Consider the following 24,375-nt stretch of genomic DNA (forward strand, 5'->3'; position numbering starts at 1 on the left):
CTCGCTTGCGGGGGTTGTCGGTCGCCTTCTGGGGGCGGCTGTTCGGCGGTGGTCACGCGGTTCTCCGTCCGGGCGGGGTGTTTGCCTGTGCCTACCCGGGTCGGCGGAGCGGGAAACGGGATCACCCGGCGCACCCTCTTGCGCGGGACGCGGTCGATGGAAATGTGGAGCCGCCTAGGAGAATCGAACTCCTGACCTATTCATTACGAGTGAATCGCTCTACCGACTGAGCTAAGGCGGCACACCCGCACGCGGGCGGCACGAGTCTACGGCAGGCGGGCCGGGTCACCCAAGTTGCTGGCCAAAGGTGGCCACCATGGCGTCGACGGCGAACTTGGGTTTGACGTTGACCGCCAACGCCTCGCGGCACTCCAAGACCGCCTCGATGCAGCGCAGCAGCCGCTGGGGCGAGGCATGCGCCGCCAGCGCCGACACCCGGTCGGCCATGTCCGGGTGGTTGTGCCGCACCGACCCCGCGCCGGCCGAGACCATCAGCGCATCGCGGAAATAGGTCGCCAGGTCGATCAGCGCGCGGTCCAGCGCGTCGCGCGAGGCCCGGGTCTGACGCGACTTCTGCCGCCGTTCGAGGTCTTTCATCGCGCCCGCTGCGCCCCGCATCGCCCCGGCGGTGCCCTTGCCGGTGCCGCCGGCGCCCAGGGCCGTCCGCAACTCCTCGGTCTCGGCTTCGGCGCGGTCCGCGGTGAGCACCACCGCCTCCGCTTCCGCCGCGGCCACCAGCTCCTCGGCGGCGGCATAGGCCCGCGACGGCGTCGCGGCGTCGCGCACCAGCGCCAGCGCCCGCTCGCGGCGCTCCCGGGCCTCGGGATCGGTGGCCAGCCGGCGCGCCCGGCCCACGTGGCCGCCGCTGACCGACGCCGCCCAGTCCGCCGTTTCGGGGCTCAGGCCGTCGCTCTCGACCAGCACGCGGGCGATCGCCTCGGTCGGCGGGGTGACCAGCGCGACGTGCCGACAACGGGAACGCAGCGTGATGGCGATGTCCTCCGGGTCCACCGACGGCGCGCACAACAGGAACACCGTCGACGGCGGCGGCTCCTCGACGACCTTGAGCAGCGCGTTGGCGGCGCCCTCGGTGAGGCGGTCGGCGTCCTCGATCACCACGATCTGCCGGTGCCCGGTGGCCGGACGCCGCGACGCGATCTGCACGATGGCCCGCATGTCGTCCACCCCGATGGACAGCCCCTCCGGGATCACCCGGCGGACATCGGCATGGGTGCCGGCCATGGTGGTCGTGCAGGCCCGGCACTGACCGCACCCCGGCTCCCCGTCGGAAGTGCACTGCAACGCGGCGGCGAAGCACAGCGCCGCGACCGAGCGCCCCGACCCGGGGGGACCCGTGATCAGCCAGGCATGTGTCATAGTCCCGTTGCCCGCGTCGCTGTGAACCAGGTCACCGCGCGCCGCCCTGGCGGCGGCGAGCAGCTCGGCCGTCACCACGTCCTGGCCTACCAGCCGCGTAAACACCCCGGACATCACCGGTAACAGTAGCCAGCGCCGCCGACATATACCGATCGGCCACCGTATCGCGACAATCCCGTTACATTCGCCCTCTTTTCGGCCCGCGCGGCGACGCGTCGAGATCGTTGTAAGTTTCCGACAAGTCCCTGCTGACCGATACGGTGGGATCGTGGCGACACCGGCAGCACTGCCCGGGCGGATCAGCGGATTCGTCCGGTGGGTGGTGCGCACCCCGTGGCCGCTCTTCTCGCTGAGCATGCTGCAAGCCGACATCATCGGCGCCCTGTTCGTACTCGGCTTCCTGCGGTACGCGCTGCCGCCCGAGGATCGCATCCAGCTGCAGGATCTGCCCGTGCTGAACCTGGCGGTCTTCGGGACCGCGCTGGTGGTGCTGTTCCTGGCCGGCTGGATGGTGAACCTCAAGCTGCTGATGCCGGTCTTCCGCTGGCAGCGCCGCGACAACCTGCTGGCCGAGGCCGACCCGGCCGCGACCGAGCTGGCCCGCAGCCGCGCCCTGCGAATGCCGTTCTACCGCACGCTGATCAGCATGGTGGCCTGGTTGATCGGCGGCGTGGTGTTCATCATCGCCAGCTGGTCGGTGGCCCGCTTCGCCGCGCCCGTCGTAGCTGTCGCCACCGGCCTCGGCGCGGCGGCGACCGCCATCATCGGCTACCTGCAGTCCGAGCGGGTGCTGCGGCCGGTCGCCGTGGCGGCCCTGCGCAGCGGCGTCCCCGAGAACGTTCAGGCGCCCGGTGTGATCCTGCGGCAGATCCTGACGTGGATGCTGTCCACCGCCGTGCCGGTGCTGGCCATCGTGCTGGCGGTGATGGCGGACAAGGCATCCCTGCTGCACGCCACCCCGGAGAAGCTGTTCACCCCGATCCTGTTGCTGGCGCTGGCGGCGCTGGGCATCGGCTTCGTCAGCACCCTGCTGGTCGCCATGTCGATCGCCGACCCGCTGCGCCAGCTGCGGTGGGCGCTGTCGGAGGTGCAGCGCGGAAACTACAACGCGCACATGCAGATCTACGACGCCAGCGAGCTGGGCCTGCTGCAGGCCGGCTTCAACGACATGGTGCGCGACCTGTCCGAGCGGCAGCGGCTGCGCGACCTGTTCGGTCGCTATGTCGGCGAGGACGTGGCCCGCCGGGCGCTCGAGCGCGGCACCGAGCTGGGCGGCCAGGAGCGCCACGTCGCGGTCCTGTTCGTCGACCTGGTCGGCTCCACCAAGCTCGCCGCGACCCGGCCACCCGCCGAGGTGGTCCACCTGCTCAACGAGTTCTTCCGGGTGGTGGTCGAAACCGTCGGCCGGCACGGCGGTTTCGTCAACAAGTTCCAGGGTGACGCCGCGCTGGCCATCTTCGGCGCGCCGATCGAACATCCCGACGCCTCGGGTGGCGCGCTCGCCGCGGCCCGCGAGCTGCACGACGAACTCCTCCCCGTGATCGGGTCGGCGGAGTTCGGGATCGGGGTCTCGGCGGGCAGGGCGATCGCCGGGCACATCGGCGCGCAGGCGCGCTTCGAGTACACGGTGATCGGCGACCCGGTCAACGAGGCCGCCCGGCTGACCGAGCTGGCCAAGCTGGAGTCCGGCCACGTGCTGGCGTCCGCGATCGCGGTCAGCGGCGCGCTGGACGCCGAGGCCCTGTGCTGGGACGTCGGCGAGGTGGTCGAGCTGCGGGGCCGCACCGCCCCCACCCAGCTGGCCCGGCCGGTCAAGCTGGCCGGATCCACGGACTCCCAACCAGTGCGGTCCGCCGACGAGCTGCACAGCGAGTCGATCGGCCCCGGGTACTAGGAGACCTAGTTGCGCTTGGCGGCCTTCTTGGCGGGCGCCTTCTTGCGGGCCGCCTTCTTCGCGGGCCGCTTCACCGGACCCCGCGCCCGCCGGTCGGCCAGCAGTTCGGCGGCGCGCTCGTCGGTGATCGACAGGACGTCGTCGCCCTTGCGCAGGCTCGCGTTGGTCTCGCCGTCGGTGACGTAGGGTCCGAATCGGCCGTCCTTGATCACCATCGGCTTGCCGGTCGCCGGGTCGGCACCAAGCTCGCGCAACGGCGGGGCGGCGGCGCCCTGCCTTCCGCGGCGTTTGGGTTCGGCGTAGATCTTCAGCGCCTCGTCCAGCGTGATCTCGAAGATCTGCTCCTCGGTCGCCAGCGACCGAGAATCGGTGCCGCGCTTCAGGTATGGGCCGTAGCGACCGTTCTGCGCGGTGATCTCCTCACCGGTCTGCGGGTCGACGCCGACCACCCGGGGCAGCGACAGCAGCTTCAGCGCGTCCTCGAGGGTGACGGTCTGCAGGTCCATGCTGCGCAGCAGCGAACCGGTGCGCGGCTTGGGCCCGGTGGGTTTCTTCCCCTTCTTCGCCGGGGCGCCGGCGCTGCCGTCGTCATCGTCGGCCTTGGGCAGGACCTCGGTCACGTACGGCCCGTAACGGCCGTCCTTGGCGACGATCTCGTGACCCGTCTCCGGGTCGACGCCCAAACTGCGCCCCTCTTGCGGCGTGGCGAACAGCTGCTCGGCCACCTCCAGCGTCAGCTCGTCGGGCGTCAGCGAGTCGTTGAGGTTGGCCCGCTGCGGCACGAGCTCACCCTCGTCGCCGGCCACCATGCGCTCCAGGTAGGGGCCGTTCTTGCCCACCCGGACGTACACGGGCCGACCCTGCTCGTCGTCAAAAAGCTTGATGGAGTTGACTTCTCGGGCGTCGATGCCCTCGAGGTTGACGCCGACGAGTTTCTTGAGGCCGCCGGAGCGCGCCACCGAATCGGCCACGCCGTGGTCGCCGCCGAAGTAGAAGCGGTTGAGCCAGTCGGTGCGCCGCTCCTGCCCCGAGGCGATCGCGTCGAGCTCGTCTTCCATCGCGGCGGTGAAGCCGTAATCGACGAGCCGGCCGAAATGCTGTTCCAGCAAACCGGTTACGGCGAACGCGACCCACGAGGGCACCAGCGCGCTGCCCTTTTTGTGCACGTAGCCGCGGTCCTGGATCGTCTTGATGATCGACGAGTACGTCGACGGCCGGCCGATGCCCAGCTCCTCGAGCGCCTTCACCAGCGACGCCTCGGTGTAGCGCGCCGGCGGGTTGGTGGCGTGGCCGTCGGGGGTGAGCTCGATCGCATCCAGCCGCTGGCCCTGCGTCAGCTGCGGCAGCCGGCTCTCGGCGTCATCGGCCTCGCCGCCCGCCAATTCGTCGACGGTCTCGACGTAGGCCTTCAAGAAACCGGCGAAAGTAATGGTGCGCCCGCTGGCCGAGAACACCACTTGCCTTTCTCCGGCGGGACCGCCCGCCGTGCCGTTGATGCGCAGGCTCAGCGTCGTTCCGCGCGCGTCGGCCATCTGCGAGGCCACGGTGCGCTGCCAGATCAGCTCGTAGAGCCGGAACTCGTCGCCGTCGAGCTCGCGGCGCACCGCATCCGGGGTGGCGAACGCCTCGCCGGCGGGCCGGATGGCCTCGTGCGCCTCCTGCGCGTTCTTCACCTTGCGGGTGTACTGGCGCGGCGACGGCGAGACGTATTCCTCGCCGTAGAGCTGACGCGCCTGCGTGCGCGCGGCGTTGATCGCCGACTGCGACAGCGTGGTCGAGTCGGTACGCATATAGGTGATGTAGCCGTTCTCGTAGAGGCGCTGGGCGATGCTCATGGTGCGCTCCGACGAGAACCGCAGCTTGCGGCCCGCCTCCTGCTGCAGCGTCGACGTCATGAACGGCGCGTAGGGCCGCCGGGTGTAGGGCTTCTCCTCCACCGAGGCGACCGACAGCTGCGCGCCGCGCAGCCCGGCGGCCAGCTCGTTCGCCTGGGTTTCGGTCAGCACGGTCACTTCGTCGGCCTTGCGCAGCTGGCCCAGCGAGTCGAAGTCGCGGCCGGTGGCCACCCGCAGTCCGTCAACGTTGGTCAGGCGAGCCGAAAAGGTGGGCGGTGAGGCCTGCGGGTCGGACACGCTGGCGTCCAGCTGGGCCACGATGTCCCAGTAGGAGGCGCTGCGGAACGCCATCCGGTCGCGTTCCCGCTGCACGATGATGCGGGTGGCCACCGACTGGACCCGGCCCGCCGACAGCTTCGGCGCCACCTTCTTCCACAGCACCGGGCTGACCTCGTAGCCGTACAGCCGGTCCAGGATGCGCCGGGTCTCCTGCGCGTCGACCAGGTCGATGTCCAGGTCACGGGGGTTTTCGGCGGCCTCCAGGATGGCCGGCTCGGTGATCTCGTGGAACACCATCCGCTTGACCGGGACGTTCGGCTTCAGGGTTTCCAGCAGGTGCCAGGCGATGGCTTCGCCCTCGCGGTCACCATCCGTGGCCAGGTAGAGCTCGTCGACCCCTTTGAGCAAGCCCTTGAGTTCGCTGACCGTGCTCTTCTTCTCCGGGCTGATGATGTAGAGCGGTTCGAAGTCGTGGTCGACGTTGACTCCGAGCCTCGCCCACGGCTCCGACTTGTATTTCGCGGGCACGTCGGCGGCGGCGCGGGGCAGGTCGCGGATGTGACCGCGGGAGGATTCCACTATGTAGTTGGAGCCCAGGTAGCCGGCCAATTTGCGGGCCTTGGTGGGCGACTCGACGATGACGAGTCGCCTACGGCTCCCAGCCCGGCCGCTTTCGCGGTCCTTGAGATTCGGGTCGGCCAACTACGCTTACGCTCCATCCTTGATCTCGGCCCCCCTGCGAGGCCGCCCCGCAGAAGAATGACAGGCCAGCGTCAAAAATTCCGCGGAAATTCAGATACGCCAGCGTTCCTTCGCCTTCGGGCATCTGACAATTTCGCACCCTTGGGCGCGACTTCGCAAACCGACCGCCCGCAGGACAAATCTTTTTCCGCGGTTATACCCGCGGCCACACGGCTGACGCGTCGACGCCGTCGGGGGCTTCGCCCACGTTCTCTACCAGGCGCGATAGCCGACGACGGCCGCTGATCCGCAGCGCCGGGCGGCCGCCGCGGGTGCCAATCAATGTCGGCGCGATTCCGACCCGCATCAAAGCCGACGCCAGCGGGGAATGGGTATCGGGCGCGTGGGGATCGAGGCCCAACAGGTAATGGTCGCCCTCCGGGTGACCGGCCGCCAGCGTCCAGGCCCGCAATTCACGCGGCCCGGGCAGCCAGCGCGGCGGCACCGTCTTGACCGCCCCGCGCGTCCATTCGGCGGCCAGGCTCACCAGAGCCGGGGTCACCGCCGTCCGCACCAACGGGGTGTCCTCGTCGGTCCGGCAGATCTCGGGTTCCAGCCCCGCCTCGCGGATCATCTCCGCCAACGCGGCGGCGCGCCAGGCCTGATCCACCACCACGGAAAGCCGCGCGCCCTGCCCCTCCGGGCCGCCGACCAAGACGATCTGGCCGGAAGCCGCCAGCACCCCGGACAGATCGGCGACCGCGGGGGGCACCGACTCCGCCGTGAAGAAGGAAAGCTGGCTCACGCCACCGACAGTAGGCCAGGTCCGCCATCCGCGTCTTGAGGCAACCGGCGCGGCGGCGGTTTCGCACCAGCCGCAATACGAAAACCCCCCGGCGGGCCCGCTAGGCGGGACTGCACGGGGGGTTCGTGGAGATTCGGCTCGTCCTTTACAGGGAGCGCACTCCGGTGGCCTGGGGGCCCTTAGGGCTGTGGCCGATTTCGAACTCGACCTTCTGGTTTTCTTCGAGGGTGCGGAAGCCCGAACCCTGGATCTCCGTGTAGTGGACAAACACGTCGGCGGAGCCGTCTTCGGGGGCAATGAACCCGAAGCCCTTCTCCGCGTTGAACCACTTCACAGTTCCCTGTGGCATCTCTCGATCTTTCCTTTTCTTCTGGGTGCGGGGCATCGCCTTTCGATGCCCCGGGCCTGGTACGACCGCCATACCTCGCTCAGTCGCCGGAACTTCACCCGACCGATTAACCTCGCAGGAACCGCGGCCGCAACACAAGATCCTGCGAAAGTTTGACACGAACACAGAAGCTGCGACCGCAAATAGTCAACCATGTTCATCGCTTCGGCGACAGACTTGCGCTGTCGCCGAGTCCAAGGAGGGCGCTGATGGCGAGTTTCGGCAGCGAGCTGCTCGCCGCCGCCCTCGCCGGTACCGCCGCCGACGAGCATCCGTTGCGCCACGTCGCCGAGCTGCCGCCGCGAAGCGGCCGCCCGCACCGCTGGCCGGCGTGGGCCGAACCCGACGTGGTGCGGGCCTTCACCGAGCGCGGCGTCAATTCGCCCTGGTCACACCAGTCGGCGGCCGCGGAATTGGCCCACGCCGGCCGCCACGTGGTGGTCAGCACCGGCACCGCGTCGGGCAAGTCGCTGGCCTACCAGCTTCCGGTCCTCAACGCCCTGGCCACCGACCCGCGGGCCCGGGTGCTGTACCTGTCGCCGACGAAGGCGTTGGGGCACGACCAGTTGCGGGCCGCGCACGCGTTGACGGCCGCCGTCCCGCGGTGCCATGACGTCGCGCCCACCGCCTACGACGGCGACAGCCCGCCGGAAGTCCGGCGCTTTGCGCGCGAACGTTCCCGGTGGCTGTTCTCCAATCCCGACATGATCCATGTGTCGATCCTGCGCAACCACGCTCGCTGGGCGGTGTTGCTGCGCGGTCTACGGTTCGTGATCGTCGACGAATGCCATTACTACCGTGGTGTTTTCGGCTCCAACGTGGCGATGGTGCTGCGCCGGCTGTTGCGGTTGTGTGCGCGCTACTCATCGGCGCCCACGGTCGTGTTCGCCAGCGCCACGACGGACTCGCCCGGCGCGACGGCCGCCGAACTCATCGGCCTTCCGGTCGAGGAGGTCACCGAGGACGGCTCACCCCAGGGCGCCCGCACGGTCGCGTTGTGGGAACCGGCGCTGCGCCCCGACCTGCTCGGCGAGAACGGTGCGCCGGTGCGCCGCTCGGCCGGCGCGGAGGCGGCCCGGGTGATGGCCGACCTGGTCGCCGAGGGGGCGCAGACGCTCACGTTCGTGCGGTCGCGCCGCGCCGCGGAGTTGACCGCGCTTGGCACCCAGGCGCGGCTGGACGACATCGCCCCGGAGCTTTCCGCCAAGGTGGCCTCCTACCGGGCCGGCTATCTCGCCGAGGACCGCACCGCGCTGGAGCGCGCCCTCGCGGAGGGCCGGTTGCGCGGCCTGGCCACCACGAACGCCCTGGAACTGGGTGTCGACATCGCGGGGTTGGACGCGGTGGTGCTCGCCGGGTTTCCCGGTACGGTCGCCTCGTTTTGGCAGCAGGCCGGCCGGTCGGGCCGGCGCGGGCAGGGCGCGCTGGTCGTGCTGATCGCCCGTGACGACCCGCTCGACACCTACCTGGTCCACAATCCCGCCGCGCTGCTGGGCAAGCCCGTCGAGCGGGTGGTGATCGATCCCGCCAACCCCTACATCCTGGGACCCCAACTGCTCTGCGCCGCAACCGAAATGCCGCTCGACGAGGCGGAAGTGCGTGACTTCGGTGCCACCGAGGTGGCCGAGGGCCTGATCGACGACGGGCTGCTGCGGCGCCGCAACGGCAAGTACTTCCCCGCGGCCGGCCTGGAACCGCATGGCGCCGTGGACATCCGGGGTTCGGCGGGCGGTCAGATCGTCATCGTGGAGGCCGACACCGGACGGCTGCTGGGCAGCACGGGCGTCGGTCAGGCCCCGGCATCCGTCCACCCGGGCGCCGTCTACCTGCATCAGGGCGAGAGCTACGTCGTCGACTCGCTGGACCTCGACGACGCGATCGCCTTCGTGCACGCCGAGGACCCCGGATACGCCACCTTCGCCCGAGAAATCACCGACATCGCGGTCACCGGTACCGGAGAACGCGCGCAGTTCGGGCCCGTCACCCTGGGCCTGGTGCCGGTCACCGTCACCCACCAGGTGGTGGGGTATCTGCGCCGCCGGCTCTCCGGGGAAGTGATCGACTTCATCGAGTTGGACATGCCCGAACAGACGCTGGCGACCACGGCTGTGATGCACACCATCACCCAAGAAGCGTTGGAGCGCAAGGGTATTGAGGCACCGCGGATACCCGGATCGTTGCATGCCGCCGAGCATGCGGCGATCGGCCTGCTGCCGCTGGTGGCCAGCTGCGACCGTGGCGACATCGGCGGCTTGTCCACCGCGGTAGGACCGGATCCGGCCGGTCTGCCCAGCGTGTTCGTCTACGACGGCTATCCGGGCGGCGCCGGGTTCGCCGAGCGCGGCTATCGCAAAGTGGGCACGTGGCTGGGTGCGACGGCCGCCGCCATCGAGGCGTGCGAGTGCCCGCGGGGCTGTCCGTCCTGCGTGCAGTCCCCCAAGTGCGGCAACGGCAACGACCCGCTCGACAAGGCGGGTGCGGTGCGAGTGCTGGAGCTCGTCCTCGCCCAATTGCCGCGCGCCGAGCAACCCGGCGGATGACGACCGACCCCTCGACGGTCGACCCCGCGGACATGCTCTCCTGACACCTGTCGGAAGCGCGCATTTCCTGCTGCTTGAAGAAATGGCGGCGTGCTCTCGCCCGGTCCGACGAACGCTCACCGGCGAGCGGTTGGCGGCCCGGCCTCGCGGGCGCAGCAGCAAACTACCAAGGCCGCGGCGACATGGCAACTTCATCGGCTGTGGCGTTGCGCCCGAAGGCGTTGGCGCAGAGAACGATAGCGTTTTCTCCGGCCGGTTCCGACACGGCCGGGCGGCCCGAAGTTCCAACAACTCGGGCCCTCGCCGTAAAATCTCATCGCATGGGCCACGACTGGTTGCTCGTGGAGACGCTGGGGGGTGAACCCACCGTGGTGGCGCAGGGGCGCCAACTCAAAAACCTCGTGCCCATCACCACGTTCTTGCGCCGCAGTCCGTATCTGTCCGCGGTGCGAACGGCGATCGCCGAAACGGTGCAGACCGGCCAGAGCCTGACCAGCATCACCCCCAAGCGCGACCGCGTGATTCGCACCGAACCGGTGGTGATGTCCGATGGCTACATCCACGGGGTGCACGTGTGGACCGGCCCCGCCGACGTCGAACCCCCGGAGCGGCCGATCCCGGGCCCGCTGAAGTGGGACCTGACCCAGGGCGTCGCCACCGACACCCGGGAGTCGCTGATCAACAGCGGAAAAAACCCGGAGGTCGAGGTCACCTTCGGCCGAGCCTTCGCGGAAGATCTTCCCTCACGCGAGCTCAATCCCAACGAGACCAAGGTCCTCGCCATGGCCGTCAAGGCCAAGCCCGACCAAACCATCTGCAGCACTTGGGATCTCACCGACTGGCAGGGCAATCCGATGCGGATCGGCTTTGTCGCGCGCACCGGCTTGGAGGAGGGGCCCGACAGTCGGGACCATCTGGTCGCGCGGGCGATCAACTGGCGCGCCGAACTCAAGGGCCCGGCCGTGTCGACAGACGATCTGGCGCAACGGATCCTGAGCGGACTCGCCCAGGCCGGCGTGCACCGGGCGCTGATCGACCTCAAGAACTGGGCCCTGCTGAAGTGGCTGGACGAGCCCTGCACCTTCTACGACTGGCGGGGCAGTGAGACCGGCAGGCCAAAGGTGCATCCCGACGATCAACACCTGGTGGAGGCGATGACGGAGGAATTCGCCCAGGGTGCCACGAGCCGGGTGCTGCGCATGCCGGGCAATCATGACGATTGGGTGCCGGTACACGTCACGGTCAACCGGGTGGAACTCGAACCGGACGCCTACGCCGGCCTGGTGTCGCTGCGGTTGCCCTCCGACGAGGAGCTCGCCGCGGCGGGCCTCTCGGGCGGCCCCGGGCCGACCGGCTAACCCACCACCGGCAGCAGGCGTTCGGCCGCCACCGACAGCCGCTGGCCGGCGAGTTGCGGCCAGGCCTGCACCGCGCAGAAGGGCGCGCACTGGTCCTGCGACGAACGAGTGCCGACGTGCACGCAGCACTGCACCAGCCGCTCTTCGATCATCGTCGACATGTCCATGAACGGTTTGACGGTGATGCGCACGACACGCTCGCCCAGCATCCGCCGCAGCTGCCGCCGGCGGCCGGGCAGCGCGGCGGACGCCACCGTCAGCAACGTCGCCATGCCGAGGTCGCAGTTCTCGCAGATCATTCGCCACACGTCCGACATCTGCGGGTGCGACAGCGAGGACTGCTCCGACAGCAAGCCCATCAGCGATTCCCGCACGGCCAGGCGCAACTCGCGGGGAATGTCGGAGTCGGCGATCCGGTTGGCGACCAGCCCCAACTTGTCCTTGAGGTTGTCGTGGCCGATCAGGGCGACCAGCGAACGCCATTGCCCGTTGTCGTCACGCAGCACGTATCCGACCGAACAGCAGTGCGGGTGCGAGCACGGCAGCGCGGTCAGGTCCCGCCAGGTGATCAGGTCGCCGGTCTGCGGGCCCAACCGTTTCAGCACACCGGTGTGGGTGAGCCGCCTGCCCGGATCGATGAGATCCGAACGCCCCGAAGCGAATTGCGGCTGGATGCAAACGCCTCCGACGTACGGCGTGTCCAGCGCGAGCTTGACGACGTCGCCGATCTCGTCGTCGTTGACACCGAGCGCCGCCGTCATCACCAGTGTGGTGAAGATCTCGCGCCCGGAAAGTCGGAGCAGCGCCGTCTGCTTGATGCGGGACAGGTCGCCGCCGCGGTGATGGCGATGCGCGGCCGGCGATATCCCGTCGTATTGCAGGTACACCTCCGCGCGTTCGCGGTGCTCGGTGAGCAGGTCGAGCAGCTCGTCGTCCTGGGCTATCCGTATACCGTTGGTGTTCAACAGGATTCGCGTGATCGGACGCGAACTCAGTTCGGCGAGCAGCTCGGGCAGCTGCGGATGCAGGCTGGGTTCGCCGCCGCTGAGCATCACCACGTCGAGGCGCCCGTTCTCGCGCGCCAGCCGCTGGTCGACGTTGGCCAGCACGTCGCCGACCGCGACGACGTCGCGCAGGTCCGGCGACGAGTCGGCGAAGCACGTCGGGCAGCGCAGGTTGCAGGCCGCGGCGATGTCCTGCAGCAGGATGCAGGTGTGCTGGGTCTGCATCTGCGGCAGGCCGCGCAGATAGGCCGACGGGATCGGGTCGAAGTTATCCGGGGTGTCGGGGACGTGGGCCTTGGTGGGCGCGGTCCACTCCTCGAGGTAGGCCAGGATTTCGGGGTCTTCGTCGTACAGCGTCCGTACGAGTCCATGCCGGGGACAGCCGCGTTCGAGCCAGACCTGGCCGTCACCGCGCACGGCGAGCCAGCCGCTGAGCCGCGCCACGTCACTCAACGGGCGATCGGGTTGTTCGGCGTGACATTGCGGGCAGAAGGCGTTGACGTAGCGGTGGATTCGGTCGCCGCGCAGTTCCATGCCGCTCATCGGGTGATGTGGTAGAGCATCGGGTTCAATCCGGTGCAGATGCCGACGGTGAATATGGAGGTGAGCGCCCAGCCGATCATCAATCCCATGCCGATCCCCCTCGCCCACGCGCTTCCCTTGACGAACAACAGCGCGCCCCCGCCCCCGAAGGCGATCAGCCCGAGCAGGACGGCCCCCGTCGCGAAGGCGGCCTTCGGCACGATCGTGTTGGCGAGCCCGAACAACACCAGCGGGCCGACGACGGCGTTGATCCCGGCGTACAGGGCGATCCCGGCGATGGCCGCGCCGAAGACCTCGCCGCCGCTCGGCTTGCGTTGCGGCGGTGGCGGTTGCCAGGCCGGGTAGGGCTGGTTCGGGTGATACGGGTACCCGGGAGGGGGCCAGCCGGGAGGGGGCCAGCCCTCCGGCGGAGGCGGGCCGGGCGGTGGGTTCGTCGTCATGTGGCAACCGCCTCCCGCCGCAACACGGCGTCGTAATAACCCCGCCGGTATCCCACGCGCAGCCTGACGGCGATGACGAGCAGCGAGGGCAGCAGGAACCACTGCGGCCGGGTCAGGCCCAGCCACACCGTCTCGTTCGCCCGGACGAACTCGACGAAGAACCGGAACACCGCGTAACCGGCCACGTAGAGGACGAACAGCTCACCCGGGTGGCTCACCCGGTTGCGCAGCCACAGCAGCACGGCGAATGCGGCCAGCTGGAAAGCGATTTCGTAGAGGAACGACGGGTGCATCGCCGCGCCGGTGAGGCAGCCCGGACACTTCGGCACGCCGGCGGGCGCATGGATGCCCCAGGGCAGGTTCGTCGGGCGTCCGGGCGCTTCGGTGAGGTGGCAGCCGACGCGTCCGATCGCCATGCCCAGGGCGACCGCGGGGGCGAACAGGTCACCGGTCTTGCCGGTGTATCCGCCGATCCGCTTGGCGATCAGCACGCCCAGGTACGCGCCGAGCAGCCCGCCCAGGATGCTGCGCGACCCGAATTCCCACGCCTGCAGCAACGTCGGGTTGAGGCGGACGTCGAGGTGCTCGGCCCAGCCGGACAGGCGCATGCCCACCGCACCGCCGACCAGGGCGCCGGTCACCGCCACCAGCGATTGCTCGTTGACCGCCCCACGCCGGCGGGCTTCGGCGATGAACACGACCGCGGCGGCCAGGACGCCCAGCGCCACGAAGACACCATGCACCGGCAGCATCACCGGGCCGATCCGCCAGTGCGGCACCACCCCGACAGACTATTACGACCGGCAAGCGCCGACCCGCTTCAGCCACTGGCCGGGCCCGCCCGCGCGGCGGCGCGCGCCGCGCCGCCGAAGACCACCACCCGCACCGTGACGACGACGTCGAGGCCGTCCACCGCACACCCGGTGTCGTCGGCCCGCATCCGCCGAGCCACCGCCGTCGCGCGGGCGCAGGCCGCTTCGGCGCCGGACGGCAGCCGGGCCGCGGCGGCCAGCGCGGCTAGGTCGGCCGCGGCCTGCGCGCGGTGCCGCGCCACCACCACCGCACCGAGGTACGCGCCCGCCCCGGTGACGCAGAACAACACCGCCACCATCCAGGCCGCGACCAGGGTGACCGAGCCGCGATCATCCCAAAGGCTCCGCCGCCGCAACGGCTTTGGCCGCGATGTCGAGCTCCGGCAACAACGTCGAGTGCGCGACGACGGAGGCCACCAGGAACTCACCGTCGCGGTGCACCTCGACCCGCGCCCCGCCGGGGGCGAGGCGGCGGGCCGCGGTAAGGGCCGAGCGTTCGTCGCCGCGCGCGGCGAGCCTCGCGGCCTCGCGGGCGGCGTCCACGCAGCGAACCTGCATCGAGACGGCCGTGACGGCGGCCAGACACAGCACCAGCACGACCACCAGGGTGGCGACGCCCAGAGCCGCCTCCACGGTGCTGGCGCCCGCACTGCCGGCTAGACCTTGGTGTTGAGCGCGCGACCGATGATGTTGGTCAGCGCCGACACGATGGAATCCCCGGTCACGACCGTGTACAGGATCGCACCGAATGCGGCCGCCGCCACGGTGCCGATGGCGTATTCGACCGTGGACATGCCCGACTCGTCGGACACCAGGATTGTCACGCGGGCGATCAATGGTCGAAACATGTTGTGCAGCAATGCTTCCCTTTCCTTTCACCATAATCCCGATTGCAAGACGTCGCCGGCGAGACCGGCCACCACCGGCACGATCCCCAGGCACACGAACGCCGGCAGGAAGCACAACCCGAGCGGTCCGGCGATCAGCACCCCGGCGCGTTCGGCGGCGGCGGTCGCCGCCTGCGCGGCGTCGTGCCGGGAGTCTTCGGCCAGCTCGGCGACACCCTCGGCCAGCGCCGCACCCGAGGCCGCCGAACGCCGGGCCAGCCGCAGCAACGCATCCACCTGGGAGTCGGCCTCATCCGCCCGCCGGTGCGGCGTAATGGTCCAGGCGACAACGGGATCGGCGCCCAGCTCTAGCATGTCGGCGGCGCGCCGCAGCACGCGGGCCAGCTTGGGCGGGGCGGACGCCGCGGCGGCGGACGCGGCGGTGGCCACGGCCATGCCGGCGCCCAGGCACACGGCCATCACGTCGAGACAGGATGCGACGGCCAACGGGTCGGTGCCGGTCGCCGGCCCGCGCCCCGGGCGCGGCCGATGCTCGCGGCCGGGTGCCCGCGCCCGCGCCCGCGGCAACGCAGGGCCCGGTCCGATCCACGCGGCCATCGCCAGCAGGACCGCCGCCGTGGTCATGTCCCGAGCCGATCGGTGATGCGGTCGGCCCACATCAGGCCGCCGCACGCCAGCGTCGAGCCCACGACCAACAGCCAGCCCCCCGCGCGCCCGTCGAGCAGGAAGGCCAGCGGTCGCGCGCCGATCAGCTGGCCCAGCAGCACGCCGAGCGCCGGCAGGCCGGCCAGGATCGCGGCGGTGGCGCGCGCGCCCGCCATGTTCGACGCGACCCGGGCCGAAAACCGTTGCCTTTCGGCGATATCGCGCTGCGCGGCGCGCATCAGGGTGGCTATCGCCAGGCCGTGCTCGCTGGCCAGTTGCCAGCACACCGCGAGGCGATCCCAATGCGCGGGCAGCGCCGACGATTTCGCCGCGGCGCGCAGGCCGGCCGGCACGTCGGCCCCCAATCTTGCCCGGGCCGCGACCGCCCGGAAGGACTCCGCGACCGCGCCGGCGGTTTCGCCGGCGGCCACGCCGAACGCGCGCACCGGGTGGGCGCCGACGCGCAGTTCGCCGACGAGCACGTCGAGCGCGCCTTCGAGCGCGCGCCCCTCCCACTGGGCGCCCCGGATGCGGTGGCGGCGGCGATAGCGCAGGATCGCGGTCGCGCCGACGACCGCGACGGCGAGCACCGTCGTCAGCGGCAGCAGCACCGCTGCCGCACCCAGCACACCCGCGGCGAGGCAGGCCGCCCCGCGCGGCCCGGCGCGCGGGCGCCACCGACGGTTCGACGGCGGCGGCGCCAGGCGGCGCCGCGGTGACGGCGGAAGGACGGAGAGCGCGAGCGCCAGCAGCAGGGCAGCGGTGACCGAGCCGTTCATGGCGGCATCCGGCTCCGCAGCAGGCGGTGCAGGAGGTCGGCGTCGTCGGTCATGCCTTCGTCGGCACGCCACACGGTGACCGCCCGGACCCGCCCCGCGCTCTGGCGCAGCACGGCGACCTCGCCGAGCCTGCGCCGCCCGTCGCGGTCACGCGCGACGTGCAACAGCACCTGCACGGCCGCGGCGAGCTGACTGTGCAGCGCCGCGCGATCGAGACCGCCGAGCGCGCCCAGCGCCTCCAGCCGGGCGGGGACCTCGGCCGGGTTGTTCGCGTGCACGGTGCCCGCTCCCCCGTCGTGGCCCGTGTTCAACGCCGCGAGCAGATCCACCACCTCGGCGCCCCGCACCTCGCCGACCACGATGCGATCCGGCCGCATCCGCAGCGCCTGGCGAACGAGCTGGCGTACCGGAACTTCGCCGATGCCTTCGACATTCGCGCACCGGGCCACGAGCTTCACCAGGTGCGGGTGCCGGGGCGCCAGCTCGGCGGCATCCTCCACGCAGACGATCCGCTCGGTGGGCGCGACCGCGCCGAGCATCGCCGCCAACAGCGTCGTCTTACCCGCTCCGGTGCCGCCGCACACCAGGAAGGCCAACCGGGCGGCGACGATGTCGGCGATCATTGCGGCGGCCTCGGGCGTCAACGCACCCGCCGCGATCAGGGCCGCCAGGTCCTGACTGGCCGGCCGTAGCACCCGCAACGACAGACACGTGCCCCCGGCCGCCACCGGTGGCAGCACGGCGTGCAATCGCACGGCGAACCCGGCGCCGATCCCGGTCAGCTGACCATCCACCCACGGCTGCGCGTCGTCGAGCCGGCGACCGGCCGCCAGCGCGAGCCGCTGCGCCAGGCGCCGCACCGCCGCCTCGTCGGCGAACCGAACCTGGGTGCGCCGCAGGCCATTTCCGTCGTCGACCCACACCGCGTCGGGCGCGGTGACCAACACGTCGGTGGTGCCGTCCGCGCTCAACAACGGCTCGAGGATGCCGGCGCCGGTCAGCTCGGTCTGCAGCACCCGCAGGTTGGCCAGCACCTCGGTGTCACCGAGCATGCCGCGGGACTCGGCCCGGATCGCGGCCGCCACGACGGTGGGCCCCAGCGGCGCGGATTCGGCGGCCAGCCGCTCGCGCACCCGGTCGATCAGCGAATCACTCACGCGGCCCGGCCTTTTCGTGCCGGCACCGACGCGCGGGGCAGCACCGCCAGCACCTGGCGAGCCGCCGCCGCGAGCGCCGACCGCCGCCCCAGCCGCAGGCCGCCACGCTCCAGCTGCTCGGCCACCTGGGGCTGCGCCTTCACGGACGCCAGCAACGGGAGCCCGGTGATTTCGGCGATCTCGCCCGCCCGCAATCCGCCCGGCGACGGCCCCCGCACCACCAATCCCACGTTGGGATTGACCGCGGCGAGCACCGGCGCCAGCGCGCCCGTCGCGGCGCACGCGGGCACATCGCAGCGGCAGACCACGACGACGAGGTCCGCCGCGTTCAGCGCGGCTTGCGCCGCATCGGTCAGACGACGCGGCAGGTCACAGACCACCGTCACCGCGCCGCGCCGGCCGGCGTCGACAATGGCGTGCACGGGCCCGGCCGCCAACTCGCACCCCCGCCGGGTACCGGAGAGGACGCTGACTCCCCCGAGCCGCGGCAGCGCCTCCCGCACGGCCGACCAGGTGAGCCGACCGTCCTGCAGCGCCAGGTCCGGCCAGCGCAGGCCCGGGACGTTCTCGGCGCCCAGCCGCAGATCGATCCCGCCGCCCCATGGGTCGAGGTCCACCAGCAGCGCATCCGCGGCCGCGTGCGCCAGGCCGACCGCCAGAGTCGAGGCGCCGGCCCCGCCGCACCCCCCGATGACGGCTACGACGGCGCCGCGCGTCCCGTCGTCGCGCGACGATTCCGCCGCCTCGGCGAGAGCGCGGACCAGATCGCGCTCGCGTTCGGGCAGTCGCAGCACGTGTTCGGCGCCGACCGCGACGGCCGCGGCCCACGTGGCGGTCACGGGGTCGGCCGCCGTCAGCACGGTCACGTGAGCGCGGCGGGGCAGCGCCGCCCGCCCACACCGTTCGGCGGCCGCCTCGTCCAGTACCACGGCCGCGGCCGCCGACCACGTCTTGCGGCTCACGGCACCGCCGGCATGGACCACCCGGACGCCGACGGCCGCGGCAACCCGGTCCAATTCGCGGCGCAGTTCCGGGTCCGCCAGCACCGCGAGCACGCCCGCGGGAGCCGCCGCTTCGGCCTGCGAGGTGCTCGTCACACGCCCCACTCTGCGGAGCCGCGATATTGGACACCAGTCCCAAACTGGGGATTTGTGGAGAGAGACGCCAGTGTGCACAAACGCGTCGGCCGGCACACCAGAGCCGGAAAGCCCGCAACCAATCGGACGGCCGCGCTGCGCGATCCGGTGAGGGCGGAATTTACCCCAGAAAAGGGACGACCCCCGCCAGGGGGGGAGGAGGCGAGGGTCGTCGTGCATCAGCCCCGGGGGGTCGGGCTGATACACCCTCGGCTCAGGCCGAGTAATGCTTACTATACACATGACAAGCCGCGGTAACGCAATAGCTCTTTCTATGAAAGAACACGTTGAGCCGCAAAAACGCTGCCGTTACCGCCGGTCCCACTTTGCTGAGCGGCCATTTCGGGCCCAGAACCGCAGCCCGGCCGGGCGACCGACCTATGCTGGGGCGGTGACCGTCTTCGACCCGGCCGAGGAGCAGCAGACGTCGGCAAGCACCGCTCCCCGCGCCCGCACAGCGGCCTTCTTCGATCTGGACAAGACCATCATCGCCAAGTCCAGCACGCTGGCTTTCAGCAAACCCTTCTTCAACCAGGGACTGCTCAACCGCCGCGCGGTGCTCAAATCCAGCTACGCCCAGTTCATCTATCTGCTCTCCGGTGCTGATCATGACCAGATGGACCGGATGCGGATTCACATGACGAATATGGTCGCCGGCTGGGACGTGGAGCAGGTCAAGTCGATCGTCAACGAAACGCTGCACGACATCGTGACCCCGCTGGTGTTCGCGGAAGCCGCGGACTTGATCGCCGCGCACAAGTTGTGCGGCCGCGACGTGGTCGTGGTTTCGGCCTCCGGTGAGGAGATCGTGGCGCCGATCGCCCGCGCGCTTGGCGCCACCCACGCGATGGCGACCCGCATGGTCGTCGAGGACGGCCGGTACACCGGTGAGATCGCGTTCTATTGCTACGGCGAGGGCAAGGTGCAAGCGATTCGCGAGCTGGCCGCCCGCGAGGGCTACCCGCTGGAGCATTGCTACGCCTACTCCGACTCGATCACCGATCTGCCGATGCTCGAATCCGTGGGCCACCCCAGCGTGGTCAATCCCGATCGTGGGCTGCGCCGGGAAGCCGTCGAGCGCGGTTGGCCGGTGCTGTCGTTCTCCCGGCCGGTGTCGCTGCGTGACCGCATCCCGGCGCCGTCGGGCGCCGCGATCGCGACGACCGCCGCGGTGGGCGTCAGCGCGTTGGCGGCCGGCGCGGTCACCTATTCGCTGCTCCGCCGCTTCGCGTTCTAGCCCCCCATTTCGCAGCAAACACATTTCCGCATCACTTCGCGATTGTTGACGAAATTGGGCCTTGCTGCGCTAAGGGTCTAGTAGTACAAAGGAACCACGGAAGCCCGGTGAGGCCAAGGTCGATCCGGAAGAGAAGGTTCGATCTCCCGACCCGGGCGCCCAGCACGGTGCTCGGCACCCACGCGGAGTCATAGCCGCGATAATGGCAGAAGTGTTGCGGGCCTGCGTAATTGCGAAATATGGATGGTGTCGACGGCCCTTTGGGTGGGGTTGCAACCGGAAGTATCGCAAGATCGCCGAGGCCAACCCACGCAGCCCCGAAGTGCACGCATGGTAACCGAGCTCCGTGCTAGCGGGCGGCGGACCGAATTGTTCGGGACGTCGCCCGCTTTGCATTGTCCGGTGCCGTTTCCGCCGGCCGCCCGCTACCGATTCAGCTATCGGCCCGACACCGACTCCGCGATCGTCAGCGCCTCCTGCGCGCCGGCTCGCATCGCCCGGCAACAGAGCACCAGCCAGGCCCCCACCCCCGCCGGCGTTCCGTCCGCAAAGCCCTGGGCCGCATCGCGATAGTCCGCGGGCTGGCGCATCCAACTCACCTCCGGCACACCCAGACCGTGTGGGTCCAGCCCGCTGGCGATCGTCACCAACCGCGACACCGCGCGGGCCACCACGCCGTCCGCGCTGCCGAACGGCCGCAGCGTCAGCAACTCGCCGTGCGCGACGGCGGCGACCACCGGTGCCGGCGCCTGGGTGCCCCCGCTTACCAACTCCGCCAACAACTCCAGCCGCGGCCCGACGCCGGAATCGGCGCGGGGCCGGCCCAGCCGGTCCTCGTCGACCTGGTCGGCCGCCGCCAGCATGTGCAGGCGCGCGAGCGCCTGCAGCGGAGCCCGCCGCCAAATCCCGACCAGGGGGCCCTCGCCGCCCTCCAGCGCCTGGGCGACCCGCAACGCCCCGCCGAATACCGGATCGCTGACGATCGCCGAATCGGCGAGGTCTTCCAGCCGCACGGGGCCACCGTCCAACACCGACGAGGCGCGGGCGGCCCGCAACGCCGCCTCGGCGGCGGTCACCGGCCAGCCACGCAGGTTCGCCCGGTGCCGGTGGGCGCGACCCAGGGCGTCGCGGGCCCGGTCACTGGCCTCGGCGACGCCCGGCAACTCCATCAGCGGAGCCAGCGGATCAGCGGTCACAGGTTGCCAACCTATCCCGGCTTCACCGATCGGACGCCGGCACCTTCGGGATGGCCTCCAGCAACTGGCGGGTGTACTCGTGCCGGGGCCGGGTGAACAACTCCTCGGTGGCGCCCCGCTCCACCACGCGGCCGGCGCGCATCACCAAGACTTCGTCGGCGATCTGCCGGATCACCGCCAGGTCGTGGCTGATGAACAGGTAGGCGAGGCCCAGCTCGGATTGCAGGCCGCCCAGCAGATCCAGGATCTGCGCCTGCACCAGGACGTCGAGCGCGGAGACCGCCTCGTCGCAAACCAGCACCTCGGGTCGCAGCGCCAGCGCCCGGGCGATCGCCACCCGCTGCCGTTGGCCGCCCGACAGCTCGCGGGGCAGCCGCCCCAGCACCGACGACGGCAGGGCCACCTGGTCGACCAGGTCGCGCACCGCACGCTCGCGCTGCCGGCGGTCGCCGACACGGTGGACGCGCAGCGGCTCCTCGATGGCGCGGAACACCGTGTACATGGGATCCAGGCTGCTATAAGGGTTTTGAAAAATCGGCTGCACGCGCCGACGAAAGGCCAATTGCCGGTCCCGGCTCAGCGCGGCGTCGATGCGGATGCCGTCGAAAACGACGGTGCCCGAACTCGGCGCCAGCAGGCCGAGCACCATCTGCGCCAGGGTGGATTTGCCCGAACCCGACTCGCCGGCGATCGCCAGGGTGCTGGCCCGCCGCAGCCGGAAGGAAACCCCGTCCACGGCACGGAATTCCGCGAGTCGCCACGGCACGCCGCGAGACTCGCGGTAGACCTTGGTCAGCTCCGAGGCGACAAGGATGTCGTCGGACGCGCCGCGGTCCGCCGGACGCGGCCGGGTGGGGCTGCGCACCGTCAGCGACGGCGCCGCGGCCACCAGCCGCCGCGTGTATTCGTGCTGCGGGTCGCGCAAGATCGACCGCGCCGCACCGGATTCCACCACCACGCCGTCGCGCATCACCACGACGGACTCGGCCCGTTCGGCGGCCAGCGCCAGGTCATGGGTGATCAGCAGCAGCGCGGTGCCCAGTTCGGCGGTCAGCCCCTGCAGGTGATCGAGCACCTGACGCTGCACGGTGACGTCCAGCGCGGACGTCGGCTCGTCGGCGATCAGCAGCCGCGGACGGCCCGCCAACCCGATCGCGATCAGTGCGCGCTGGCACATGCCGCCGGACAGCTGGTGCGGGTAGCGAGCCGCTTGTTTCGCCGGGTCCGGCATGCCGGCCTGACCGAGCAGCTCGATCGCACGCCGCCGCGTCCGGCCGTCGGAAGTGTTGGCCCGCAGCGCTTCCGATACCTGGAAGCCGACCTTCCAGACGGGGTTGAGGTTGCTCATCGGGTCCTGCGGAACGTAGCCGATCTCGCGTCCCCGGATCGCGCGCAGCGCCCGGCGGTCGGCGCCGGTGATGTCGGATCCGTCGAAGACGATGCGCCCGGCGGTGATCCGCCCGCCGGGGGGAAGCAGCCCGAGGATCGCGGCCGCCGTGGTGGACTTTCCCGATCCCGACTCGCCCACCACCGCGACGGTGTGGCCGGGCAGGACGGTGAGGTCCACGCCGCGGACGGCAGCGTGGTCGCCGAAGCTGACTTTGAGTCCCTCGACGGCCAGCAGCGGTGGGCCGGTCACGGCCGCCACGCTCGGGACGCCGGGTCCAGGGCGTCGCGCAGCGCGTCACCCATCGTCATGAAGGCCAGGACCGTGATGGCCAGCGCGCCGGCCGGGTAGAACAGGATCGGCGAACCCGCCCGCAGCCGCGTCTGGGCGAGGTTGATGTCACCACCCCAGGACACCACCGTCGGCGGCAACCCGACGCCGAGGTAGGACAGCGTGGCTTCGGTGACGATGAAGACGCCCAGGGCGATGGTGGCCACCGCGATGACCGGCCCCAGCGCGTTGGGCAGCGCGTGGCGCAGCAGGATCTGAAAGCGGCTCAGCCCCAATGCTTTCGCGGCGAGCACATAATCGCTGGCGCGCACCGCGAGGACCGACCCCCGCGCGATGCGGGCGACCTGGGGCCAGCCGAACAGGGCGAGGATGGCGATCACGGTCCACACCGTGCGGTGGTGCATGACCTGCATGAGCACGATGGCCGCCAGCAGCAGCGGCAGGCCGAAGAATACGTCGCTGACGCGGGAGACCAGCGCGTCGATCCAGCCGCCGTAGAAGCCGGCCAGCGCGCCGAGCGCGCCGCCGACGACGAAGACCACCAGGGCGGCCCCCAAGCCGACGGTGACCGAGGCCCGCGCGCCGTAGACGGTGCGGGCGTAGACGTCGTGCCCCTGCAGGTCGGTGCCGAACCAGTGCGCGCCCGACGGCGGAAGCAGGCTCTGGCTGGGATCGGCATAGCCGGGGTCGGCCCCGGTGAACACCGCCGGAAACGCCGCCACCGCGACGATGAACAGGATGAGCAGGCCGGCGAAGACGAACTTCGGCCGCCCGCGCAGCCCCCGCCACGTGTCGCGCCAGAAGCCGCTGCGCTCAGCCATACCGGATCCTCGGGTCCAGCGCGGCATACAGCAGGTCCACCGCGAGATTGGTGATCAGATAGATCAGCACCAGCACCGTCACGATCGACACCACGGTCGGCGCCTCCTGCCGGGTGACGGCCTGATACAACACCCCACCGACGCCGTGGATGTTGAAAATCCCTTCCGTCACAATGGCTCCGCCCATCAGGGCCCCAAGGTCCGCCCCCAGGAAGGTCACCACCGGGATCAGCGAATTGCGCAGGATGTGCACCGTCACCACGCGCGGCCGCGACAGCCCCTTGGCGGTGGCGGTGCGGACATGGTCGGCGTGCGCGTTGGCGGCCACCGCCGACCGGGTCAGCCGCACCACGTAGGCGAACGACACCGAGCCCAGCACGAGGCCGGGCAGCAGCAGGCGCCCGATCGTCGACCTCTCGCCCACCGTGACCGGCGCGAGGCCCAGCTTCACCCCGAACACGAACTGAGCCAGAAACCCCAGCACGAAGATGGGGATCGCGATGATGACGAGCCCGGCGATCAGCACGGTCGCGTCGAAAATCCCGCCGGTGCGCAGGCCGGCGATCACCCCGAAACCGATGCCCAGCACCGCTTCGACGACCAGGGCGATCAGCGCCAGCCGTAACGTCACCGGAAAGGCGTGTGCGAGAACGTCGCTCACCGGCAGTCCGGAGTAGGAACGGCCCAAGTCGCCGTGCAGGACGCCGCCGAGGTAGCGCAGGTACTGCACGAGGAACGGATCGTCGAGGTGGTAGCGGGCCCGCAGCTGCGCGGCGACCTCCGGCGTCAGCGGACGGTCCCCGGCGATCGCGGCCACCGGGTCGCCGGGCAACAGGAACACCATGCCGTAGATCAGCAGCGTGGCGCCGAGGAAGACGGGCACCATGACGGCGATCCGGCGAGCGATGTACCAACCCATGTC

Annotated in this window: 22 protein-coding genes and 1 tRNA gene; 4 read left to right on the top strand and 19 right to left on the bottom strand. The window is 70.7% G+C overall.

What is annotated here, in order from left to right; genetic code table 11:
• Positions 1-165: 165 nt before the first annotated feature.
• A tRNA-Thr gene (locus A5681_RS06180) sits at positions 166-241 on the bottom strand.
• A 44-nt stretch (positions 242-285) separates the two neighbouring features.
• Entirely contained in the window at positions 286-1,491 is a 1,206-nt protein-coding gene (locus tag A5681_RS06185; protein ID WP_067270655.1) for a DNA polymerase III subunit delta', read from the bottom strand.
• 106 nt (positions 1,492-1,597) lie between these two features.
• Between A5681_RS06185 and A5681_RS06190 the strand changes: the two genes are divergently transcribed.
• On the top strand, positions 1,598-3,271 hold the full coding sequence (locus A5681_RS06190) for an adenylate/guanylate cyclase domain-containing protein (RefSeq protein ID WP_231996228.1): 1,674 nt from the start codon (positions 1,598-1,600) through the stop codon (positions 3,269-3,271).
• A 5-nt stretch (positions 3,272-3,276) separates the two neighbouring features.
• Here the strand turns inward: A5681_RS06190 and topA are convergent, their stop codons facing one another.
• The 3 genes from topA to cspA all read right to left on the bottom strand — a co-directional run bounded on the left by topA (position 3,277) and on the right by cspA (position 7,220).
• Complete coding sequence (gene topA, locus A5681_RS06195) at positions 3,277-6,087, bottom strand: type I DNA topoisomerase (protein ID WP_067270659.1); 2,811 nt, start codon at positions 6,085-6,087, stop codon at positions 3,277-3,279.
• A 193-nt stretch (positions 6,088-6,280) separates the two neighbouring features.
• The gene (locus A5681_RS06200) at positions 6,281-6,871 is read right to left on the bottom strand and encodes a hypothetical protein (RefSeq protein WP_067270664.1); all 591 of its coding nucleotides are present in this window, start codon (positions 6,869-6,871) and stop codon (positions 6,281-6,283) included.
• A 145-nt stretch (positions 6,872-7,016) separates the two neighbouring features.
• A complete protein-coding gene (cspA, locus tag A5681_RS06205) occupies positions 7,017-7,220 on the bottom strand; it encodes a cold shock protein CspA (protein ID WP_007772268.1) in 204 nt (67 codons plus the stop codon).
• A 248-nt stretch (positions 7,221-7,468) separates the two neighbouring features.
• Between cspA and A5681_RS06210 the strand changes: the two genes are divergently transcribed.
• Positions 7,469-9,799, top strand: a complete 2,331-nt coding sequence (locus A5681_RS06210) for a DEAD/DEAH box helicase (protein ID WP_067270667.1) — start codon at positions 7,469-7,471, stop codon at positions 9,797-9,799.
• Positions 9,800-10,119: 320 nt separating this feature from the next.
• Positions 10,120-11,157, top strand: coding sequence for a PAS domain-containing protein (locus A5681_RS06215; RefSeq protein WP_067270671.1), 1,038 nt, complete (start codon positions 10,120-10,122; stop codon positions 11,155-11,157).
• On the opposite strand, the gene A5681_RS06220 is transcribed toward A5681_RS06215, so the two are convergent.
• From A5681_RS06220 to ssd, 10 genes are read right to left on the bottom strand one after another with little or no spacing between them, the layout of a single operon-like run.
• The gene (locus A5681_RS06220) at positions 11,154-12,695 is read right to left on the bottom strand and encodes a radical SAM protein (RefSeq protein WP_067271003.1); all 1,542 of its coding nucleotides are present in this window, start codon (positions 12,693-12,695) and stop codon (positions 11,154-11,156) included. The two genes, A5681_RS06215 and A5681_RS06220, sit on opposite strands and share 4 nt — an antisense overlap.
• Positions 12,696-12,700: 5 nt before the next feature.
• Entirely contained in the window at positions 12,701-13,144 is a 444-nt protein-coding gene (locus A5681_RS26310; protein ID WP_082968211.1) for a hypothetical protein, read from the bottom strand.
• On the bottom strand, positions 13,141-13,926 hold the full coding sequence (locus A5681_RS06230; protein WP_067270674.1) for a prolipoprotein diacylglyceryl transferase: 786 nt from the start codon (positions 13,924-13,926) through the stop codon (positions 13,141-13,143). Before A5681_RS06230 ends, A5681_RS26310 begins: the two co-directional genes overlap by 4 nt.
• Before the next feature lie 38 nt (positions 13,927-13,964).
• Positions 13,965-14,255, bottom strand: a complete 291-nt coding sequence (locus A5681_RS06235; RefSeq protein WP_231996223.1) for an Rv3654c family TadE-like protein — start codon at positions 14,253-14,255, stop codon at positions 13,965-13,967.
• A 31-nt stretch (positions 14,256-14,286) separates the two neighbouring features.
• A complete protein-coding gene (locus tag A5681_RS06240; RefSeq protein WP_082968213.1) occupies positions 14,287-14,589 on the bottom strand; it encodes a TadE family type IV pilus minor pilin in 303 nt (100 codons plus the stop codon).
• A gap of 23 nt (positions 14,590-14,612) precedes the next feature.
• The gene (locus A5681_RS06245; RefSeq protein ID WP_067271016.1) at positions 14,613-14,804 is read right to left on the bottom strand and encodes a DUF4244 domain-containing protein; all 192 of its coding nucleotides are present in this window, start codon (positions 14,802-14,804) and stop codon (positions 14,613-14,615) included.
• A 27-nt stretch (positions 14,805-14,831) separates the two neighbouring features.
• Positions 14,832-15,428: a type II secretion system F family protein gene (locus A5681_RS06250; RefSeq protein ID WP_067270678.1), complete on the bottom strand. Its 597-nt coding sequence runs from the start codon at positions 15,426-15,428 to the stop codon at positions 14,832-14,834.
• On the bottom strand, positions 15,425-16,228 hold the full coding sequence (locus tag A5681_RS06255) for a type II secretion system F family protein (protein WP_067270681.1): 804 nt from the start codon (positions 16,226-16,228) through the stop codon (positions 15,425-15,427). Before A5681_RS06255 ends, A5681_RS06250 begins: the two co-directional genes overlap by 4 nt.
• Positions 16,225-17,385 carry a TadA family conjugal transfer-associated ATPase gene (locus A5681_RS06260; protein ID WP_067270685.1) on the bottom strand — a complete coding sequence of 387 codons (1,161 nt, stop codon included), beginning with the start codon at positions 17,383-17,385 and terminating at the stop codon, positions 16,225-16,227. Before A5681_RS06260 ends, A5681_RS06255 begins: the two co-directional genes overlap by 4 nt.
• A complete protein-coding gene (gene ssd, locus A5681_RS06265; RefSeq protein ID WP_082968222.1) occupies positions 17,382-18,431 on the bottom strand; it encodes a septum site-determining protein Ssd in 1,050 nt (349 codons plus the stop codon). The genes A5681_RS06260 and ssd overlap by 4 nt, the downstream gene beginning before the upstream one ends.
• A gap of 481 nt (positions 18,432-18,912) precedes the next feature.
• On the opposite strand from ssd, the gene A5681_RS06270 reads away from it, so the two are divergent.
• Positions 18,913-19,758 (top strand): HAD-IB family hydrolase, encoded by an 846-nt coding sequence (locus A5681_RS06270; protein ID WP_067270688.1) that lies wholly within the window; start codon positions 18,913-18,915, stop codon positions 19,756-19,758.
• A 437-nt stretch (positions 19,759-20,195) separates the two neighbouring features.
• On the opposite strand, the gene A5681_RS06275 is transcribed toward A5681_RS06270, so the two are convergent.
• Genes A5681_RS06275 through A5681_RS06290 form a run of 4 tightly spaced genes read right to left on the bottom strand, consistent with a single transcriptional unit; the run spans position 20,196 to position 24,372 of the window.
• Entirely contained in the window at positions 20,196-20,954 is a 759-nt protein-coding gene (locus A5681_RS06275) for an oxidoreductase (protein WP_067270692.1), read from the bottom strand.
• A gap of 22 nt (positions 20,955-20,976) precedes the next feature.
• The gene (locus A5681_RS06280; protein ID WP_067270697.1) at positions 20,977-22,602 is read right to left on the bottom strand and encodes a dipeptide ABC transporter ATP-binding protein; all 1,626 of its coding nucleotides are present in this window, start codon (positions 22,600-22,602) and stop codon (positions 20,977-20,979) included.
• Positions 22,590-23,453, bottom strand: coding sequence for an ABC transporter permease (locus A5681_RS06285; protein ID WP_067270700.1), 864 nt, complete (start codon positions 23,451-23,453; stop codon positions 22,590-22,592). Before A5681_RS06285 ends, A5681_RS06280 begins: the two co-directional genes overlap by 13 nt.
• On the bottom strand, positions 23,446-24,372 hold the full coding sequence (locus tag A5681_RS06290) for an ABC transporter permease (RefSeq protein WP_067270703.1): 927 nt from the start codon (positions 24,370-24,372) through the stop codon (positions 23,446-23,448). Before A5681_RS06290 ends, A5681_RS06285 begins: the two co-directional genes overlap by 8 nt.
• Between the last annotated feature and the right edge of the window lie 3 nt (positions 24,373-24,375).

Source organism: Mycobacterium scrofulaceum (genome assembly GCF_001667885.1).
GTDB lineage: Bacteria > Actinomycetota > Actinomycetes > Mycobacteriales > Mycobacteriaceae > Mycobacterium > Mycobacterium scrofulaceum_C.

Excerpts from the sequence above, each read along its gene's own strand:
- A5681_RS06185 (WP_067270655.1), bottom strand. The coding sequence starts at position 1,491 with ATGTCCGGGGTGTTTACGCGGCTGGTAGGCCAGGACGTGGTGACGGCC.
- cspA (WP_007772268.1), bottom strand. The coding sequence starts at position 7,220 with ATGCCACAGGGAACTGTGAAGTGGTTCAACGCGGAGAAGGGCTTCGGG.
- A5681_RS06210 (WP_067270667.1), top strand. The coding sequence starts at position 7,469 with ATGGCGAGTTTCGGCAGCGAGCTGCTCGCCGCCGCCCTCGCCGGTACC.
- A5681_RS06215 (WP_067270671.1), top strand. The coding sequence starts at position 10,120 with ATGGGCCACGACTGGTTGCTCGTGGAGACGCTGGGGGGTGAACCCACC.
- A5681_RS06220 (WP_067271003.1), bottom strand. The coding sequence starts at position 12,695 with ATGGAACTGCGCGGCGACCGAATCCACCGCTACGTCAACGCCTTCTGC.
- A5681_RS26310 (WP_082968211.1), bottom strand. The coding sequence starts at position 13,144 with ATGACGACGAACCCACCGCCCGGCCCGCCTCCGCCGGAGGGCTGGCCC.
- A5681_RS06235 (WP_231996223.1), bottom strand. The coding sequence starts at position 14,255 with ATGGTGGCGGTGTTGTTCTGCGTCACCGGGGCGGGCGCGTACCTCGGT.
- A5681_RS06245 (WP_067271016.1), bottom strand. The coding sequence starts at position 14,804 with ATGTTTCGACCATTGATCGCCCGCGTGACAATCCTGGTGTCCGACGAG.
- A5681_RS06250 (WP_067270678.1), bottom strand. The coding sequence starts at position 15,428 with ATGACCACGGCGGCGGTCCTGCTGGCGATGGCCGCGTGGATCGGACCG.
- A5681_RS06255 (WP_067270681.1), bottom strand. The coding sequence starts at position 16,228 with ATGAACGGCTCGGTCACCGCTGCCCTGCTGCTGGCGCTCGCGCTCTCC.
- A5681_RS06285 (WP_067270700.1), bottom strand. The coding sequence starts at position 23,453 with ATGGCTGAGCGCAGCGGCTTCTGGCGCGACACGTGGCGGGGGCTGCGC.
- A5681_RS06290 (WP_067270703.1), bottom strand. The coding sequence starts at position 24,372 with ATGGGTTGGTACATCGCTCGCCGGATCGCCGTCATGGTGCCCGTCTTC.